Genomic DNA, 17446 nt, shown 5'->3' on the forward strand with positions numbered 1-17446 from the left:
TTGATGAGGGGGGCTGGCGGTTGGTTGATAGGTGTTGCATGTCTTGCATTGGAACCACAAAGGCACAAAGAGCACGAAGAAGAGCTTTTCCTTTGTGTCCTTTGTGGTTCAAACACAGAACAGTAGCCAAAAAAATGGATATTGAAAAATTATTAAAACTGGTCACCGTAAAAAAAGCATCGGATCTGTTTATCACTGCCGGCTATCCTCCCAGTGTCAAGCTTGACGGACGTTTGATACCTGTCAACAAGACCCCGCTGACGGCCACAGAAGCAAAAGATATGGTGCTTGGGGTAATGGATGAGAAGCAGCGCCTGGAGTTTGAATTAAAGCAGGAGTGTAACTTTGCCATTGCCAAAATGGGGGTTGGCCGGTTCCGGGTCAGTGCTTTTCAGCAGAGAAACCAGTCAGGTATGGTTTTGCGCCGAATTGAAGAGAAAATACCCGGTTTCGAAGAGTTAAAACTTCCACCTATCCTGAAAGACCTGACCATGGTCAAACGAGGGCTGGTTATCCTTGTGGGCGCTACCGGCACGGGGAAGTCGACGACCCTGGCGGCGATGCTTGGCTATCGTAATGAAAACGACACAGGTCATATCATCAGCATTGAAGACCCCATTGAATTTATCCATCAACACAGAAGGTGCATTGTAACCCAGCGGGAAGTGGGGATTGATACCAAGTCTTATGAAGTGGCGCTGAAAAATACCCTGCGTCAGGCTCCTGATGTCATTATGATTGGTGAAATTCGCAGTCAGGATACCATGCAATATGCCCTGAACTTCGCGGAAACCGGCCATCTATGCCTGGCAACGCTGCATGCCAATAATGCCAACCAGGCATTGGATCGCATTCTTCACTTTTTCCCCCCGGAACATCATCACCAGGTCTGGATGGATCTTTCCCTGAATCTGAAGGGCATTGTCGCCCAGCAGCTGGTTCCTTCTCTGGATGGCACAGGGCGGCTTCCAGCCATAGAAGTGTTACTGAATACCCCCCTGGCCCAGGATATGATTCGCAAAGGGGATGCTCACGCACTGAAAGAGTTAATGAAAAAATCCCGGGAGCTGGGCATGCAGACTTTCGATCAGGCATTATTTGATCTCTACAACCGTGGCGAGGTCAGCTATGAAGACGCCATCCGGCATGCTGATTCTGCAAACGACTTGCGTCTGATGATTAAGCTGGGTTCAGAAGTGGATGAGAGTTATCTTACCCAGCGTTCTGGTAAATTGACCTTGCAGATGGAAGAAGCCTAAAAACCAATGGCGCTGACTTAAGCTTTAAAGCCCCGCAAACATGGGAATTGATACAGGTTGAGAGATTTGAATTGGAACCACAAAGCACACAGAGAGCACTAAGAAGAGCTTTTCTTTTCTTTTGCTTTCTGCTCTTTGTGTGCTTTGTGGTTCAAATCGCAGGGTGTCTTAAAGCCTACGTATGGCAAGGCTTTCACTCTTAAGTCAGTGCCATTGGCCTAAAAACGCCGGCTCTTGATCCCGAGAACCTTGCCCATGCCTTCTTTACACAGGGCAAGTTCCAGGGAGCTGCGAATCACCTGCGCATTGTCGTGCTTCATTAAATCCGACAATATCATTTTCGCACGATCCATACCGATGCGTCTTAACACCCATTTGACTTTTAACAGATTCACGGCACTCATCGACAGCATATCGAAGCCCATGGCCATTAACAGTACCGCTGCAGCAGGGTCACCCGCCATTTCACCGCAGATGCTGACGGTCTTTCCTTCCTGATGGGCATCGTCCGCAACTTTCTGTAAGGCATGCAGTACGGCGGGGTGAAAGGAGTGATAAAGGTCAGATACCCGGGGGTTGTTGCGGTCTACGGCCAGCAGGTATTGAATAAGGTCATTCGACCCGATGGAAAGAAAGTCGACACGTTGTGCAAGGTCCTTGACCATATAAACGGCAGCGGGCACTTCCACCATCACACCCACCGGTGGCATGGATACTGGCAGGCCTTCAGCAAGCACTTCCGCATGGGCCCGGTGAATCAGGTGTTGCGCTTCCTCGACTTCAAAAATACTGGATACCATCGGCAACATAATCCGGAGATTATCCAGCCCCACGCTGGCTTTCAACATGGCCCGGACCTGCACCAGAAAGATTTCCGGATGATCCAGTGTTACCCGAATCCCCCGCCAGCCAAGGAAAGGGTTATCTTCCTTGATGGGGAAATAACTCAGCGACTTATCCCCGCCAATATCCAGGGTTCTCATGGTCACAGGTCTTGGCGCAAAAGCTTCAAGCTGGTGTCGGTAAATCTTTTCCTGTTCGGATTCACTGGGAAAACGATCCCGAACCATAAAAGGTACTTCAGTCCGATACAGACCAACACCTTCAGCTCCTCTGTCCAGTGAGCGGATGGTATCGGTCATCAGTCCGGTGTTGACCCAGAGCGGAATACGGTAATTATCCGGGGTCTCACAGGGCAGATCTCTGATGGCTTCCAACCCCTTACTGAACTGATTTTCCTCTTCCAGTACTTCGATGTAATAATCCAGCAACTCCTGGGCCGGAGAGGAGTAGATCAGGCCAAGATTACCATCCACAATCAGTTTTTTTCCGGACAGCTTATGGAAAGGCAGATCAACCACCCCCATGACGGTAGGCACACCTAAAGCACGGGCAAGAATAGCCACATGGGAGTTACTGGAACCTTGCTTGGAAACCAGACCCGCCAGTGACTCCTGTGGAACCTCGCCCAGCATAACCGGAGAAAGCTCCTCGCTGATCAGAATGGTATTCGCCGGGTATTCAACCCTCGCATGCTCTCCCTGCTGGAGATGAGAAAGTACTCTGCGCCCCAGGTCCCTGACGTCGGCAGCCCGTTCACGGAGATAATGATCGTCCATCATTTCGAAATTGCGGATATGCTCTTCGATCACCTGTCTCAAGGCACCCTGTGCCCAGGATCCGCCCCGAATCCGCTCTCTTATCTCCTGCCCAAGTGCCCGGTCATCCAGCATTCTCAGATAAACATCAAAGAGTGCATGTTCCTCAGCAGGTAAACGGTCAGACAATCGTTCGGCGGTGTCTTTCATTTCTTTTCGCACCGCAGCCAGTGCATCGTCAAGCAAGGCGAGTTCCAGACCTATATCCTTGCAGGTTCGCTCAGGTACCGCACCAAGATCAGCCGGAGGCGTAATCACCACCGCCTCGCCGATGGCTACCCCTGTGGCACCGGCACTCCCCTGAAAGCGCGCAATTCGTTTTTTGCGGGTGGGCGTGGAGACATTATTGATCGAGCCGGTTGCCTGGGCATGGGCAATAACCCCTGCCAATTGGGCCGACATGGTGACCAGAAACGCTTCTTCATGTTCATCAAAACGCCGCTGCTCAACCTGCTGAACCACCAGCACACCCAGCGTATTACGGTGATGGATAATGGGGACACCGAGAAAAGAGGTGAATCGCTCTTCTCCGGTTTCGCGGATATAGTGAAATTTCGGGTGAGAAGCAGCATCTTCGAGGTTTATGGGCTCTTCCCGCAGCCCCACCTGTCCAACAAGGCCTTCAGAATGAAAGAGAGTCACCTGTCCGACTGCGGAAGGGTTCAAACCCTCTGAAGCCATCAGAGTATAAGAGGTGCTCTCAGAATCGTATAGATAGACCGAGCACACCTCGGTGTTCATGGCACCACGAACCCGCTGCACAATAATCTGCAGTGCCACTTGTAGATCAGAGGCAGAACTGACTTCCTGTACGATATTGCGCAGGGTGTTTAGCATGTCTATGACGTATCCGGTCTGATAATACTTGCTGCAACTACTTTAACAGTACAATAGCAATCCATGGCAAATTATATTGCCTGTTAACATCTTTCCTGTTATTGCAGCCCACAGGTTTAAATACATATCCATTGGGCCCGGGAGGCAGTCCGAGAATAATGCCCATAGCGAGGTTGGCAGAAAGTTGAGTATATAAAGCCAGAATTTTTTGATGAATAGTGCTTCTATTTGCTAAAAAATTCCGACTTTTTAGACCAATTTACTGCCGCCGCAGTAGGGCAGTTTATTCCACGTCAGCCTCCTGACAACCTGTCACCCCCCTTTGGACTGTAACTTCCCAATTCTGGGTACCAACTCTTTCAGCGCCCGCCTGTAGACTTCCCGTTTAAAAGAAACCACCTGACCAAGAGGGTACCAGTAACTCACCCAGCGCCAGCCATCAAATTCCGGAGACCTCGTGTGGTCAACCCGAATACGGTCATCATTGCTCAGCAGCTTCAGCAAAAACCATTTCTGCTTCTGCCCGATGCACAGCGGTTGCTGATCCCGGCGGACGAGTCGTCTCGGTAGACGATAACGTAACCACCCCCGGGTGCAGCCAAGGATTTCTACATCTTCAGGATGAAGACCTATCTCCTCAAACAGCTCTCTGTACATGGCATCTTCCGGCGTCTCCCCATCATTGATACCACCCTGGGGAAATTGCCAGGCATCCTGCCTGATCCGCCGAGCCCACAATAACTGACCGTGATGATTCGCCAGGATAATGCCTACATTTGGCCTGAATCCATCGATGTCAATCACGTATATGGCTACCTTAGAGCCACCATCCTATGGTACGAATACCCCCCCCCACTTCCAGGAACATAATCATAACCCCACACTAAAACGGGGCATGAAGCTGACTGTTCAAAGAACAACAGGATTTAGACGCAATCACTTGTCGGTGGCCACTTAAACTATTACTTATCACGCATTGTTTCACAAACGGATACAACACAGCAAACCTTCAGGGTGAATGGCGATTGGAACTATCAAACTTATTGACATGATGTACCAGAAGGCTGTTCGAAAATAGACTGTCCTACTGCACGGATGCAGAATCCAGAGGTAACAAGGGGTTCTTTGTAACAGAGGGCTGTTTATTACAGAACAGCCGTTTGTCTTCCATTGATTGTGAGTAAAGCCGGTCATACCAGTCATTTGCCGAACGACTGAATTCAGAGTTTACGCAGTCCTTGAAAGCGCTCATGGCGGTGGTTATATACTGGTAGGTCTTGTCGGCTAAAGCTCTTGAGCCATCATAGCAAAGCATATAGTAATAAATGGAGTTCAGATACTCACCTTTTCTGAAATAGATAAACCCAAGTTGCTTATTTATGGCCATGAGGTACGTGAGGTCATTGTTATATTCAGCCACAGGCAACTGCTGGAACAGAGTGTTGATGGCCATATCCAGCTGATTCAACCGGGTTAATGCTATTGCTAAATTGAGGTTGAAATGATAATTCACCTTTGTACACTCCAAAGCAAAATTCATGGCACAAGTCCAGGACGCAAACCAATTAGGATCTTCTGGCTTCAGGCCCGAAGCCAGGGATTCCAGATCTTTCCATCGAGTAATGGCCCATTTCATCTGATCAGGCGACAGATACGCTGTGGAAGTCTGTGAAGCTTCTAAGAAAGACATAGATGAATAATAGAGTGGAAAGATAAAACTCAAGATATTTACTTTATTGGCTATTGACTTTGGCTTTAGATTATTAAACCAGCAAACAGCATTTGTTACAAATTGCTTGTCATCACACATTCTGACAATTTGCTTCATGGCTGAATGTATAAATGAGTATGCATCATCAGGGACATCCACCGTGCTGGCAAAACCACGCATATAAAAATTTATAGAAGTGACGTAGCTCCGTTCTTTATAAAATAAGAATCCTAACTGTTTGTTAACACCTAAAAGATATCTCTGATCATTAGACTTATTCAGCTGATCAAGCAAAATCTCTTTTGCCTGGTCCATATTCTTGAGTCTTGTTAAAGCTTTCGCCACATTTAAATTGTAGTGATAGTCCTCCTCAGAGCACTGCAGGGCAAAATCAAGGGCGTTCTGCCACGCTTTAGCCCGTTGACTGCTCCCTCCTTTCTGGGATTTTGCATACCTTTCCAATAAGCCCCAATGGGAAATCAGGATTTTTTTTCTCAAAAAAGCTGGAAGTTGTTGAGAGCTTTGAACATCCGCCGCCGATGACTCCAGTTGTGCAGTGATAGACACTTCTTCATCATGGTTGGTCGAAGAGACAGATTCATTTGCATGAGGTGTTTGGGGAGATGCCAGATCCTGTGTTTGTACAGGGTCAGCACTTGCTTCTGCTTCCGGTGGACAAAAGTTCGGAAAACTGACTGCACCAGACTGCTCACCGATACTCAGGTTTTCCATCAAATAAACAGGAGCTGATGCAACATGATCTCCCGATGGGGTGGGTTTGCTTAAATAACCATCCACAGTTTCAAGCCTTGTGTTGGACACCTGCCTTTGCTTCCATAAATGGCTAAAGCTATTATCCACTGGTTGAACACAAGGCTCTGCAAACTGCTGTGGTATGATGCAGTCAGTTGGCGGAAACACAGAAGAGAGACCTTCTCCTGGCTGATCCGCCAGACAAGTTGCAACAGGCGTAGATGGGGATAACTCTGTCATCGACGCCACAGGAGTTTGATGGCCTTGCAGGACATCTAAATGACTCAGAGAAGTAGAATAACTGGCTGGATTAGGAGCTAAACCTCCTCCGCTTTCATCAAGCAGGTTATACAGATTTTGCCTGATCCAATGTTCTGGATCATGACTCTTCACATTAGCCAGATAATTTGTTGTTCTTGCTTCAGGGTGGCAATTTGATACTTGACGTTGGCCAAAAACAGATGAATCAGTCTGAACGGTTTTGCGGTGATCATAATAATTCATCAAGCCATAGGGCGTAACAGATAGTACACCACTGTTTCTTTCCATAACAAAACTCAATTTATAAAAAACTCTTAGACAGTCTTGGTAATAAAAAATTCAAAAAACTTAATATTCAGAATTGGGTAATTGCTTTTGGGTTGGTAAAGAACCTGTATAATCCCCTCAGGAAACACTCGGCCTTAATAATAAACCGGAGTAACAATGACCCTGGCAATCTTTGATCTGGACAATACTCTCATTGCTGGTGACAGTGATGCCCTGTGGGGAGAGTTTATGGCCGCTAATGGCCTGGTTGATAGTGAAAGCTTCAGGGAAGGTAACCACCGTTTCTATAAACAGTATCAACAGGGGGTTATGGACATCCGGGAGTATCTGGATTTTTGCCTTGAGCCATTAACACAATACTCCCTGGAAGCGCTTGCCACCTGGCATGGTCAGTTTATGGCACAGGTTATCAGCCCCATCCTGTTGGATAAAGCGCTGGCCAGGATAGAACACCATCGCCAGCGTGGTGATTATATTATGATCATCACCGCGACCAATCGCTTTGTGACCAAACCCATTGCTGACCAGTTCAAGGTAGATGCCCTGCTGGCCATTGACCTGGAGATCAGCGACAACCGCTATACTGGCAACGTTACCGGAATCCCCACCTATCAGCAGGGGAAAGTACTCCGCCTGCAGGAATGGCTTAACCAGCACCCGGAGCACTCAATGGCAGGCAGCTACTTCTACAGCGACTCTCAAAATGACCTGCCGCTGCTGAAGAAGGTCGACAACCCTGTCGCTGTCGACCCTGACCCGGAACTCAAAAGCTTTGCAGAAGCCCATGGCTGGCCAGTTATCAGTTTCCGTTAGTGGCTCTATGAATCTTAAAGGCTATTTATTGAACAGTTAACCGGGCAAAAATCGCTTTGATATAGTCCGTCTCCGGAATGCATGGGTGCACAGGATGATCCGGTCCCTGGTGCCCCTGGTCCAGAATCTGCAGGTTACGGTCAATATGACGACTGCCAGCCCGTAGCAAATCGATCATATTATCCCGGTGCAAATGCATTGAGCAGGAAGCTGCCACCAGATAACCATCCCTCTCCAGTAAACGCATAGCCAGCTCATTGATGCGACGATAGGCCTGTTCACCCGCTTTAATATCTTTGCGCTTTTTAATAAAGGCGGGCGGATCAACAATAACCAGGTCAAACCGTTCCTGGCCGTCTTTCAACGCTTTCAATGCTTCAAAGGCGTCACCTTGCAGAGTGTCCACCTTATGCTGAACCTCATTGAGTTCAGCATTGGCATGAACATTTTCCAATGCCAGGGCAGAGGCATCGACGCAGGTCACTTTATCCGCCCCGAAAGCCGCCGCCTGAATGCCCCAGCCACCCACATAACTGAAAACATCCAGCACCCGTTTGCCTTTTACATAATGCCGCAGGCGGTCCCGATTGAGCCGGTGATCATAAAACCACCCGGTTTTCTGGCCTTCCATCACCGGAGCCTGAAAGCTGACCCCATTCTCTTCCAGCACCACCACTTCCGGAACGGTTCCGGAAGCTACCTCAACATATTGGGGCAGGTCTTCAAGCTTGCGGGCATTGCCACTGTTCTTGAACAAAATACCTTTAGGTTTCAGAACCTGGTTTAATGCTTCAACAACGTCATCCCGAACCAGCTCCATACCCTCCGTGGATATCTGCGCCACCAGTACCTCATCAAACCGGTCAACCACCAGCCCGGGCAATCCGTCACTATCACCATAAACTAACCGGTAATAGGGCTTTTCAAACAATCGCTCGCGCAGACTGAGAGCAACGTTAATTCTGTGAATCAAAAGCGCCTTATCCAGTGGCCGGTCAGCTTCCCGACTGACCAGGCGGGCACAGATCAGGCTATTGGGGTTCACATAAGCCGTACCCAGCGTCTTGCCAAAGGCATTTTCAACCAGCACACACTCACCCACGGCAAAGCTGCTCAGTGGTGTGGTCTGCGTATCCACTTCATTACTGTATATCCACAGGTGCCCGAGTTTCAGGCGGCGGTCAGCCTTATTCTTCAGGCGTAATCGTTTTAATATCATGAGCGAACCCTTTTCATTCAGGCAGATCCCGTCAGGCTGGAATACCGGTAAAGCCTGAGAGATAATCCAGGCGTCAAAGCCAGAATCAGCCAGGAACCGAAAATCACGCCCTGCCATCCCATCCAACGCCAGAACAGGTCCAGATAAAAACCAGATAAAGGGAAGACGCACAGGCTTTCGCCTGTTTCGCATTATGGCTTACCCAGCTGCTGGCAGAGGAATGGGCAATGAAAAAACCAAAAGCATTTACCAGAAAACCGGTAATGATCATTATGACATTGGCAAATATACGGATACCAACACCTTTAATGGAACTTTAGTCTCTACCAAAACCTTCACAGGAGCTGTAGAGATGTCCCATAACAATTCCCACAACGACGAAGAACCATTGAACACCCTGCTCCAATCATTGCTGGACAGGGCCGATAACCGCTCAACGATGGACCTTCTCGAGTCAGCCCACAAAGGATTTACCCGGGGTGCCAATGACTACGTTGAAGGGGCAACAGGAAAAATATCCCCAGCCGATATTAAAAAACATCTTCGGATTTATCCCCTGGCACAAATGCTGATCAGCATTGTCAAATACCATGAGCTGAACAAGAACACGGATATTATCCGCCAAACAGTTATGGCCTTGCTGGATAGCCTTGATGACAGCCTGCCTTCAGAGTTTGATGAGGCTCAGACACTGGAGTCAACGCTGCACTGAACTCGTTCCAGCAAAAGCCACTGAATGAGGGACCTGAGTAATGATTGATCAAAGTGAATTGCAGGAAAAAGGTTACATTATCGTCCCTGACCTGGTGCCGGGGCAGTTACTCCAGCCCGTTATCAAAGCCATTACCGACTTTCTGGAGGTTAATCTGGATGATCCCACAACCTGGTACCGGAAAAACCTGGGCAGTAATGGTATTGTGCCCATTCATCATCATCAGGCATTCTGGGATATCCGCCAGTATGAGCCTGTCTACCGATTGTATGCTGACCTTTTAAAGACAGACGATCTCTGGGTAAGGTTGGATCGAGCCTCCTTCAAACCCCCCTGGCGTCCGGAGCACCCGGATAAGAAAGACGACAGTCAGATCCACCTGGACAGCCATCCGGAAAAAGTGTTCCTGCCAAGATACCAGGGGATTCTCTACCTGACGGATACGGCGGAAAATCAGGGGGCATTCTGTTGTGTTCCCAGCCTTTACACCGGGAAACAAACGACACTTGATCGTGACTCTCTACTCTTTACCGATGAAGAGCTGAAAGGCCATGATATTGTCCATCTGGCGGGCAAGGCCGGAACCTTTATTCTATGGGACTCACGCCTGCCCCATGCCAGCAGCCTGAACCACCATTCAAAGCCACGCCTGACCCAATATATCTCCATGTTCCCGGCGGGTACCGAAGATAACCGGGAAGAGCGTATTCAGCTATGGCGTGACAAAAGAGCGCCTGAGCGCTGGCGTAACTTTCCGTATCAACAGGACCCGGAACCCGGTGAACCCGCTAAACTGACGCCCGTGGGAGAACAGCTTCTGGGTCTTGGATCAACATAGTCTGGACTGATGCATCAAGAGCCTGTCTTAGCCTCTGCAATAAGACGAATGGTCGTTTCTGTCAGCAAACTGACCGAACGCCAGAACTGACTTTTTTCTGTTTGCAATTCAGGCTCACTCTTTTGCAGTTGCAGCAAACTCTCTTGCAGTGCTTTCGGGCATACCGCAGGACGGCAGGGGGCTTCTAGCCCCTGGTAGTTCTCCCGGTAAAAACGGGGCCAGTCAAACAGTATGCCGGGGTCAGCTTTGCCACGAAAGCCGGCAATATGCTCATGACCAAGCACCCTCTCAGGGTCGCGCAAATCAGGATAGTGTTCTTTGAACCTGGCCATCACCTGCTGCAACGACCGGTACTGTGCTTCGGTAAACGGGAATACATTACCGTTATAATTCACCAGCTCGATGCCAATAGAGCAGTCATTTAACCCCTGAACGCCTTCCCACTCACTAACCCCTGCATGCCAACCGCGATAGACATGGCCATCCAGACAGTCAACCAGTTCATAAATCTCACCATCCGTATCGATCACCAGATGTGAAGACGCACAGGACTCAGGGTTCATAAAAATGTCCAGCGTATCTTTCAGGTCTACCGCTGTATAATGAATTACCAGATAATCCACAGGAATTAACCAGTCATCCCTGTTCGCAGTTTTTACCCTGTTCACATTCAGAGTCATAAGCTCGCAGCCAGCCAGATATCAATCAACTTATCATTGTCTGATTATCCAGAGACTGCAAGCGGTCACGATGTAACGATAAAGAAATTTTTGGAGGATAAACCATGGCCAAAGGGCTATTAAAGCATCAGGAGCGACAGAGTGCCCTGAGTTTGCTGGGAAAGGATCTGGCACGGCGGGCAAAATCGAAATGTGAACTGTGTGAAGCGTCCGGCGTTCCACTGTCCATCTATGAGATAGAGCCTGTTCCCGGCGAACCAGATTACGACTACTGTCTGATGCTCTGTGAAACCTGCAAAACGCAACTGGAGCAGCCAAAACGTCTGGAACCCAACCACTGGCGATGCCTGACTAAAAGTATCTGGAGCCAGATACCCGCCGTTCAGGTGGTTTCTCTTCGACTGCTAAGAAAATTATCGGAAAAACAGGACTGGGCTATCGAAGCGCTGGAGCATGCTTACCTTGAGCCTGACATTGAGCAGTGGGCAGACGCCGCAAAAATCTGAAAAGGGAGCAAAAAAAGAGCCATTTATTGTTCAATAAATGGCTCAGCGTTCTTTAATCTTTTCGCTTTAACATCACCAAAGCTATCTGGCTATCAAGCACTTTTAGCTTTCTTTCGGCTTCTCTGAAGTGCCTATGAATGCCATTGACCTTTTGGTCAGCAAGTTGTAGCGCGGCTTCTGTATTCTGATCCGGCATCGTAACCACCATAGGAATCGTAACATCTTTTTCACTATCGCCCATGGAGTCGGTATAGTGAAGCAGCCCATTTTTACGATCTCTTAGCCAGGCTAAAAAGTGGCTTTCAGCAATCGTAACCATGGCATCGGCTCCATAAGTGATTTTTTTGTCACCTTGCAACGTGGGCAGGCTAACATCCTTTTGCCAGTCTAATTTACACCTTTTGTGTTTACCCTCATTAGGTATGATCATGAATATGACTTCCGGACAATCATCTTTTCCCTCCGGTAAAAGTGCTTTTAAAGCACCGTTACTATATTTATCCTTCAAGCCATCAATAAAGATATCGATCAAATCTTGAAAGTTATCCGCTCTCTTTATTTTCGTTGTTATTAAATTTCCTGCAAATGGAGTGTTTCTTGAATACCCGGTCAGCACTTCTTCAACTTTGATTCTTTCTCCGTTTTCAACTTTATCTGACTCTCTGGAACGAACGAAAGGAGTATCACTTAGACAGTGTTTATCCATTCCAATGATGATTTTCTCGGACAGATTTCCGTCCTCATCAAAGTACTCGAAAATCTTGCGTTTTACACCATTATCTACATGATGGTGCTCAAACGTCAGTTTTAAACTCAGGATGTCATTTTCATTATGATAATATTTAATAGTCTCTCCGGTAACATTCCTGTTGTACTCATGAGGTTTGGTTTCACTTTTTTTGAGTTTTAAATTTCCAGGAACTTCTTCATCCTTTACGGTAACATCAAAATTTTTTGATTTTTTTGCAGTTCTTTCTAATTCTTTACGATCATGATGCATCTCAATCAAGGTGACTTTTTGTTTGAGTGACATGGGTACACGCTGTAATTGCGATATACTTTGTAACGGCTCGGCTTCAGTATTCAAATACCCATAGATTTCACTGAGCATCTTGTTTATAAGCTCATTGTGTTCCAGTTGTTCTCCAAATGGTACAAATTTCAAATCCTTAAGATTAGCTTTAGTTAGTTGTTGACCTTCAACCAGAGGAGTGCCTCTGAGAAGCATATAACCTCTAGATGGATCAGGTAGAGAGACAACCGTAGCGTATAATGAACCTTGTTTGGGAACTGCTGATATTGCTAATGAAATTGTCGCTTTTTTATTGTCAGTGTTTGTTAATTCTGCGCTATTGTCGAATGCCGATTCAACCACAAAATTTACACGCTGCCCTTTATTATTATTGAAAGCAGTATCCACAGCATCACTATTCAATGTGGCTGCTATCAGGCTAAATTGTAATCTGATATTATCAAGTTCATCATTTGAAATATATTTATCAATATCTCCACCAGTATTGAATTTCTTCAGTAGGTTAACTAACCTTTCCAAGGATCTGGCTTTATCAAAATTCCCTGAATTATCAAGTGTTTTAATTCTATTATTGGCATCACTAATCAAGGTATCCAGCACGCCATCATGTGAAAGACACATAAAGAAGGATGCAAGGCCACAGTTATTGTTTCTTGCTTGAATACCTGCTGCTCTTACCGTTGCTTCACCTGGATTAGTGATACTCCTGCGGGCATGAACAGCTGCGGCTCCGATATCAGGCAAAATACCCGGTTGACCGGGTCTTGCAACAAAACCATCGGTAACATCATTCGTATGACGAGAATGACCGAATCTATTTCTGGAAACTGAAACAGGTGAACGTTGATTTTGCACAAAACCCTCGTATTTACGCTTTGGAGAAGCGGCTTGATCTGGTCGTAATGAATCCTGTTGTTTACACATTACCAGAATATTACCAAGTGACTCCCTACCCTCATGAAGGGCTGCATCAACCTGCCCGGCAGTCAGTTGAATAGTACCAATATTTCTCCTTATCATTTGCCTGGTAGAGGCATTCATAAGCTCAGGGCATACATTTTCAAATTTTTTAATGATGGTTTGCTTTTGCTCCTCAGTAATCCTGACAGGCCTGGATTGATCAGGCAGCGCTGACGAAACCACCTTTTGATTCCTAAAATCATATAACAGAGAGGGAGTCGGGTCTTTTATGCCCAGGGCGACCCAAAGCTCTGCTTCCTGTCTTTGCTGATGGCCTGGGCAATGAGTAGCTTGAGATTCAGCGCGGATAAGATATTCAGTACGACCATGCTCATCTTGTTTAGTGTCTACGAGCTGCCATGAATTACGTGGACTGGATGAACTACGTGGGCTAGATGTACCTGAGCTGTGAGGAGATGAAAGAACCCCTACCTCTTCATTCATTGCCTCCGAAATAGCCTCTATTATGTCGTAACCGCCTTCATCTTCCTCAGAAAGTCTGGAGTCAGGGTCAATGGTGTGACGACCTCCAACAGCTTCTATGACTTGTTTCGACGCGCCGGAATCAGAAATAGAATTCTCAGGGCTATCAGCATTAGACGATGCTGCTGCTAAGGCTGAACCGTGCCCAGCCTCAACAGAAGGGCCAGCGGGCGGGCTTGTTTCCCGGCGGGCATACTCCGTTTGCAATAACAGCAAAGCCTCCGGTGTACCCTGTTCCCACGGGCGTCCAGCAGCTTTTTCGATAGTATGCTCGTCCAGGTCTAGTGAATTAATTATGTCGATAATTTTTTTACGAGTCTCCACATCCAGGACATAAGTTCCAAGATTTCGGGCTATTCGTACTACCTGATCTTCAGTTGCATGCCCCAAGTGTTTAGAGTCAGCTTCCGGTGAACTCTGAGTTACCCGCTGAGCAGGCCTGTGTGGAACGTTTGTCAAGGCAGCATCGGACCTTGCCGAGGTTACCGGTGCTGGAGACCTGCTGCCCGCTCCCGGCATTGGATGCTTTCGCCTTGCTCCGCTGGGCTCTGGCGCTTTCGGTAGATTCATGCCTTCTGTCAAAGCGGAAGTGGCAGCAACTTTTGCTTCAGGCCTGATTGGCCGGAAGTGAGAGCTGGGTGGAATAAGCGGGATTTCCTGCTTTTTCTCTGCCGATGGGCGCAAACGGAAAGTGGAGGAGCCTGAAGCATTAGACGTTAGCGGAGTAGATGTATGAGCCCCTGGTAAATCAGTCTGGATAACCGGGGGCGTAACGTTCTTCACAGCAGCACGTTGTGAACTGACCTTTGGACGCAGTTCTTCAGACTGTCTGGCATGCTTTATCCAATTGGCAGCCGCCAAGCCATTCTTGATGTCAAAGCAGAGAGATTCGGTCAGATCCTCATCTCTCAGACCCAGGAAAGCACCATCAGATTGATCTGCAACCGTTGTCAGTGGACGATCTAGCTTATTTATAGTCGGTTGAATGTGCTCACGCTGCTGAGCCTGTGGTTTTAACCGATCTGCCCGGGAATCCTGTATTTCTCCTTGAGTTCCCATACCCGGTGATTGCCTGGATCGAGTAAGTACCGGGCATTTAATTTTTACTTTCGGGAGTTGAGGAGCGTGTGTTGCCACTGGTTGTAACGGTCTATTGGCAGCGGTTTGAGCTCGCAGGTCGTACTTGGGTGAGTATTTTTGCCTATTCCCCTCAACTGTTGACTCAGACTCCTTTGCTCTTGAGCCAGTTTCAGAATTGGGCATCATGTCATAATTGGAAAGAATGTGTGCTTTGGCCACCTCTTCGAGGGCCAATTTGTATGGGAAAGTTAACGTCGTATCAGGTTTCAAATTCTTTAAACACTCCATGACTGCTACCGAGTTTTGCTGTGTCGACACAGCATTATGAACCTCCTGTTCAGTTACATTACTCATAAATTGGAGTTTTGGGTGAATTCCTTTATTGAAGATTTTACATATTACCCTGGCAATATCACTCAAAGACTTTGCAGAGGAGTCAGCGGCAGAACTCCGGTTGTGGGGTGAAGATAACCGGGTAACTGCAGTCTGTTGGCTTATTGAATAAGCAGAGGTTTTTGATGCAAGTCGAGATCCTGAAATACCGCGGATTACAGAACCGGGCCCCGTGCTGCCTGAAACTCCGGAAGGCCCCGCCAGCCTTGTTGAACAGGGACGACCTGCGAATTGCTGCGATGGAACAGGTTGTCCTGTTCTATCATTTTTAGCCTGATGTTTATAACTTTCATGAGTACCCGTTTCATGCCTGTGCCCTGTAGATTCAGAGGGTCCGGCACCAGGAGAAGAGCTTGTTGTTCCATAACCTTTATTCCCGACATTATCCATTTTTAACTCCTTAAATACTCTGGAAAGATTTTTTTACCGTATGAGGTGTAAATCAGCCTAAGGATTTCCTGTATTCCACAAGGACTTAATGTTTTGCTTACTTCAAGCAACGGTCATTGTATTCATTAAGAAATCACATCTTAAACCTGATTAAGTTCTAATGATTTTCCAACTACTTTGATCAATATTGAGGACAATAGTTCATTTAAGAAATAAATATACCAGGATAGAAAATCCCCCAATACTATTAAGTTATTGATATTTGGTTAACTACTTAATTGATCCACTTCTTGGCAGTCCATTTTAAATCACTGATTTAAAAAGGTGAGCCAATGAGCAGTAAGGGATTTCACCATTTCGCAGAATATAAACCAAATCAGAAGCTTGCACTCTGAGCCGGGAGGGCTTTATAGTCATTATCATGAGACAATTATGCAAATATTACACTTTCCTGTTATTTCTGCCCGCCAGCTTGATGGCAGAGACAGCAGAGCCTGCCAATCCGGTCAGTGAGCTGGATCTGTTTCAGGTTGTCATGCCCATGCTGATAGTGGTCAGCCTGATTTTTGCGTTGGCCTGGCTGGTCAAGCGGCTTAACCCCAAACTGCCGGCCATGGGAAAAGATATCGAGTTATTATCCAGTGCGCCTCTAACCAATCAGTCACGCCTGACTCTGGTTCGGGTGAGTGGCAAAGATCTTCTTATTGGCATCACACCTAACCAAATCACTCTGCTGAAAGATTTTGATGCCCCGGTCGTCGAAAGAAGTCAGATCAAAGGGCAGACGGATCTGGCAGAGCAGTTTAAAAAACTCCTGCGCTCCAAAACGGATGGTGATAAATCCTCTGAGATAGCGGATGGTTCAGGGAGCCACGATTAACAGCCCAGTTAATCCACTCATCTTGATCTTCGGGGCTTTACTGCCTGACTGTTGTTTTCGGTTTTTCCACACCTGCTTGTAAACAAATAAACTTATTCATAACTGGCAACAGGACTTATACAGGTAACGCACAGGTTATCCACATAAACCTGTGCGCAACCTGTCAATGCCTCCTAGCGTTCCATCATTTGTGATATCAACATCATCATCTTCATTTCCGTCAGACAGATCTGCTGTAAGGATTGCCGGTTATCTTCACTGAGATACCCCAGACATTCGTTTTGCTCATCCCGATCGTGCCATTTTCCAGCGGCCATATTATCCGGGTAGTAATGCAACAGCTTCTCCTGCAGACCCTGGTGTTTTTCCTGCATGACCATCAGCATACCGATCAGCACTGCAGGTGTGTCTCTCGATATTTCCTGGCGCAACTTGAGGTAATTAAAGTAGAGCATGATGATACGCTCGGTACTGTCCCGCAGGCATAACAGACAGAGGTAGGATTCATCCTCAATGGGAAGCGAATCGGCAGAGACCGCAGTCGCCACTCCTTCCAAACTGTCTTCCCGTGCAGACGGTCCACTGAGCCCTTTGACATCGCCATCAATTACCCACGCCATCGTAACCTCCTTCCCTGAGGTAATGTTTTCTTCAGGTTAATCCAGATAGTGAACAGATTTCCACAGTTTCCC

Annotated in this window: 13 protein-coding genes; 6 read left to right on the forward strand and 7 right to left on the reverse strand. The window is 47.3% G+C overall.

The genetic code is table 11. The annotated features are described in order from the left end of the window. The first annotated feature begins 134 nt into the window (after window positions 1-134). A complete protein-coding gene (locus J7439_RS04365; protein ID WP_209200610.1) occupies window positions 135-1259 on the forward strand; it encodes a PilT/PilU family type 4a pilus ATPase in 1125 nt (374 codons plus the stop codon). Between the two features lie 218 nt (window positions 1260-1477). Here the strand turns inward: J7439_RS04365 and ptsP are convergent, their stop codons facing one another. From ptsP to J7439_RS04380, 3 genes are all read right to left on the reverse strand, one after another. Next, a complete protein-coding gene (ptsP, locus tag J7439_RS04370; protein ID WP_209200611.1) occupies window positions 1478-3754 on the reverse strand; it encodes a phosphoenolpyruvate--protein phosphotransferase in 2277 nt (758 codons plus the stop codon). A 312-nt stretch (window positions 3755-4066) separates the two neighbouring features. Further along, window positions 4067-4558, reverse strand: a complete 492-nt coding sequence (gene rppH / locus J7439_RS04375; RefSeq protein ID WP_209200612.1) for an RNA pyrophosphohydrolase — start codon at window positions 4556-4558, stop codon at window positions 4067-4069. A 280-nt stretch (window positions 4559-4838) separates the two neighbouring features. After that, window positions 4839-6767: a hypothetical protein gene (locus J7439_RS04380; protein ID WP_209200613.1), complete on the reverse strand. Its 1929-nt coding sequence runs from the start codon at window positions 6765-6767 to the stop codon at window positions 4839-4841. Window positions 6768-6923: 156 nt separating this feature from the next. Here J7439_RS04380 and J7439_RS04385 point away from each other — a divergent pair, with 156 nt between their 5' ends. Next, window positions 6924-7580 carry a histidinol-phosphatase gene (locus tag J7439_RS04385; RefSeq protein ID WP_209200614.1) on the forward strand — a complete coding sequence of 219 codons (657 nt, stop codon included), beginning with the start codon at window positions 6924-6926 and terminating at the stop codon, window positions 7578-7580. Between the two features lie 25 nt (window positions 7581-7605). Here J7439_RS04385 and J7439_RS04390 read toward each other — a convergent pair whose 3' ends face one another. Then, window positions 7606-8799: a class I SAM-dependent rRNA methyltransferase gene (locus J7439_RS04390; protein WP_209200709.1), complete on the reverse strand. Its 1194-nt coding sequence runs from the start codon at window positions 8797-8799 to the stop codon at window positions 7606-7608. 193 nt (window positions 8800-8992) lie between these two features. On the opposite strand from J7439_RS04390, the gene J7439_RS04395 reads away from it, so the two are divergent. Both J7439_RS04395 and J7439_RS04400 read left to right on the forward strand, forming a co-directional pair. Beyond that, a complete protein-coding gene (locus J7439_RS04395; RefSeq protein ID WP_209200615.1) occupies window positions 8993-9511 on the forward strand; it encodes a hypothetical protein in 519 nt (172 codons plus the stop codon). A 40-nt stretch (window positions 9512-9551) separates the two neighbouring features. Next, a complete protein-coding gene (locus J7439_RS04400) occupies window positions 9552-10349 on the forward strand; it encodes a phytanoyl-CoA dioxygenase family protein (protein ID WP_209200616.1) in 798 nt (265 codons plus the stop codon). A gap of 14 nt (window positions 10350-10363) precedes the next feature. Here J7439_RS04400 and J7439_RS04405 read toward each other — a convergent pair whose 3' ends face one another. After that, window positions 10364-10972: an N-acetylmuramoyl-L-alanine amidase gene (locus tag J7439_RS04405; RefSeq protein ID WP_209200617.1), complete on the reverse strand. Its 609-nt coding sequence runs from the start codon at window positions 10970-10972 to the stop codon at window positions 10364-10366. A 161-nt stretch (window positions 10973-11133) separates the two neighbouring features. On the opposite strand from J7439_RS04405, the gene J7439_RS04410 reads away from it, so the two are divergent. After that, on the forward strand, window positions 11134-11535 hold the full coding sequence (locus J7439_RS04410) for a hypothetical protein (protein ID WP_209200618.1): 402 nt from the start codon (window positions 11134-11136) through the stop codon (window positions 11533-11535). Window positions 11536-11587: 52 nt separating this feature from the next. Here the strand turns inward: J7439_RS04410 and J7439_RS04415 are convergent, their stop codons facing one another. Beyond that, window positions 11588-15874, reverse strand: a complete 4287-nt coding sequence (locus tag J7439_RS04415; protein ID WP_209200619.1) for a hypothetical protein — start codon at window positions 15872-15874, stop codon at window positions 11588-11590. Window positions 15875-16349: 475 nt separating this feature from the next. Here J7439_RS04415 and fliO point away from each other — a divergent pair, with 475 nt between their 5' ends. Next, window positions 16350-16754 (forward strand): flagellar biosynthetic protein FliO, encoded by a 405-nt coding sequence (fliO, locus tag J7439_RS04420; protein WP_209200620.1) that lies wholly within the window; start codon window positions 16350-16352, stop codon window positions 16752-16754. 173 nt (window positions 16755-16927) lie between these two features. Here the strand turns inward: fliO and J7439_RS04425 are convergent, their stop codons facing one another. Then, on the reverse strand, window positions 16928-17374 hold the full coding sequence (locus J7439_RS04425; RefSeq protein ID WP_209200621.1) for a hypothetical protein: 447 nt from the start codon (window positions 17372-17374) through the stop codon (window positions 16928-16930). Between the last annotated feature and the right edge of the window lie 72 nt (window positions 17375-17446).

It is taken from the genome of Salinisphaera sp. G21_0 (genome assembly GCF_017744115.1).
GTDB lineage: Bacteria > Pseudomonadota > Gammaproteobacteria > Pseudomonadales > Endozoicomonadaceae > Endozoicomonas.

What these genes read in the sequence shown, in the direction of transcription:
- J7439_RS04365 (WP_209200610.1), top strand. Translation starts at nt 135, where the DNA reads ATGGATATTGAAAAATTATTAAAACTGGTCACCGTAAAAAAAGCATCG.
- ptsP (WP_209200611.1), bottom strand. Translation starts at nt 3,754, where the DNA reads ATGCTAAACACCCTGCGCAATATCGTACAGGAAGTCAGTTCTGCCTCT.
- J7439_RS04380 (WP_209200613.1), bottom strand. Translation starts at nt 6,767, where the DNA reads ATGGAAAGAAACAGTGGTGTACTATCTGTTACGCCCTATGGCTTGATG.
- J7439_RS04385 (WP_209200614.1), top strand. Translation starts at nt 6,924, where the DNA reads ATGACCCTGGCAATCTTTGATCTGGACAATACTCTCATTGCTGGTGAC.
- J7439_RS04390 (WP_209200709.1), bottom strand. Translation starts at nt 8,799, where the DNA reads ATGATATTAAAACGATTACGCCTGAAGAATAAGGCTGACCGCCGCCTG.
- J7439_RS04395 (WP_209200615.1), top strand. Translation starts at nt 8,993, where the DNA reads ATGGCTTACCCAGCTGCTGGCAGAGGAATGGGCAATGAAAAAACCAAA.
- J7439_RS04400 (WP_209200616.1), top strand. Translation starts at nt 9,552, where the DNA reads ATGATTGATCAAAGTGAATTGCAGGAAAAAGGTTACATTATCGTCCCT.
- J7439_RS04410 (WP_209200618.1), top strand. Translation starts at nt 11,134, where the DNA reads ATGGCCAAAGGGCTATTAAAGCATCAGGAGCGACAGAGTGCCCTGAGT.
- J7439_RS04415 (WP_209200619.1), bottom strand. Translation starts at nt 15,874, where the DNA reads ATGGATAATGTCGGGAATAAAGGTTATGGAACAACAAGCTCTTCTCCT.
- fliO (WP_209200620.1), top strand. Translation starts at nt 16,350, where the DNA reads ATGGCAGAGACAGCAGAGCCTGCCAATCCGGTCAGTGAGCTGGATCTG.
- J7439_RS04425 (WP_209200621.1), bottom strand. Translation starts at nt 17,374, where the DNA reads ATGGCGTGGGTAATTGATGGCGATGTCAAAGGGCTCAGTGGACCGTCT.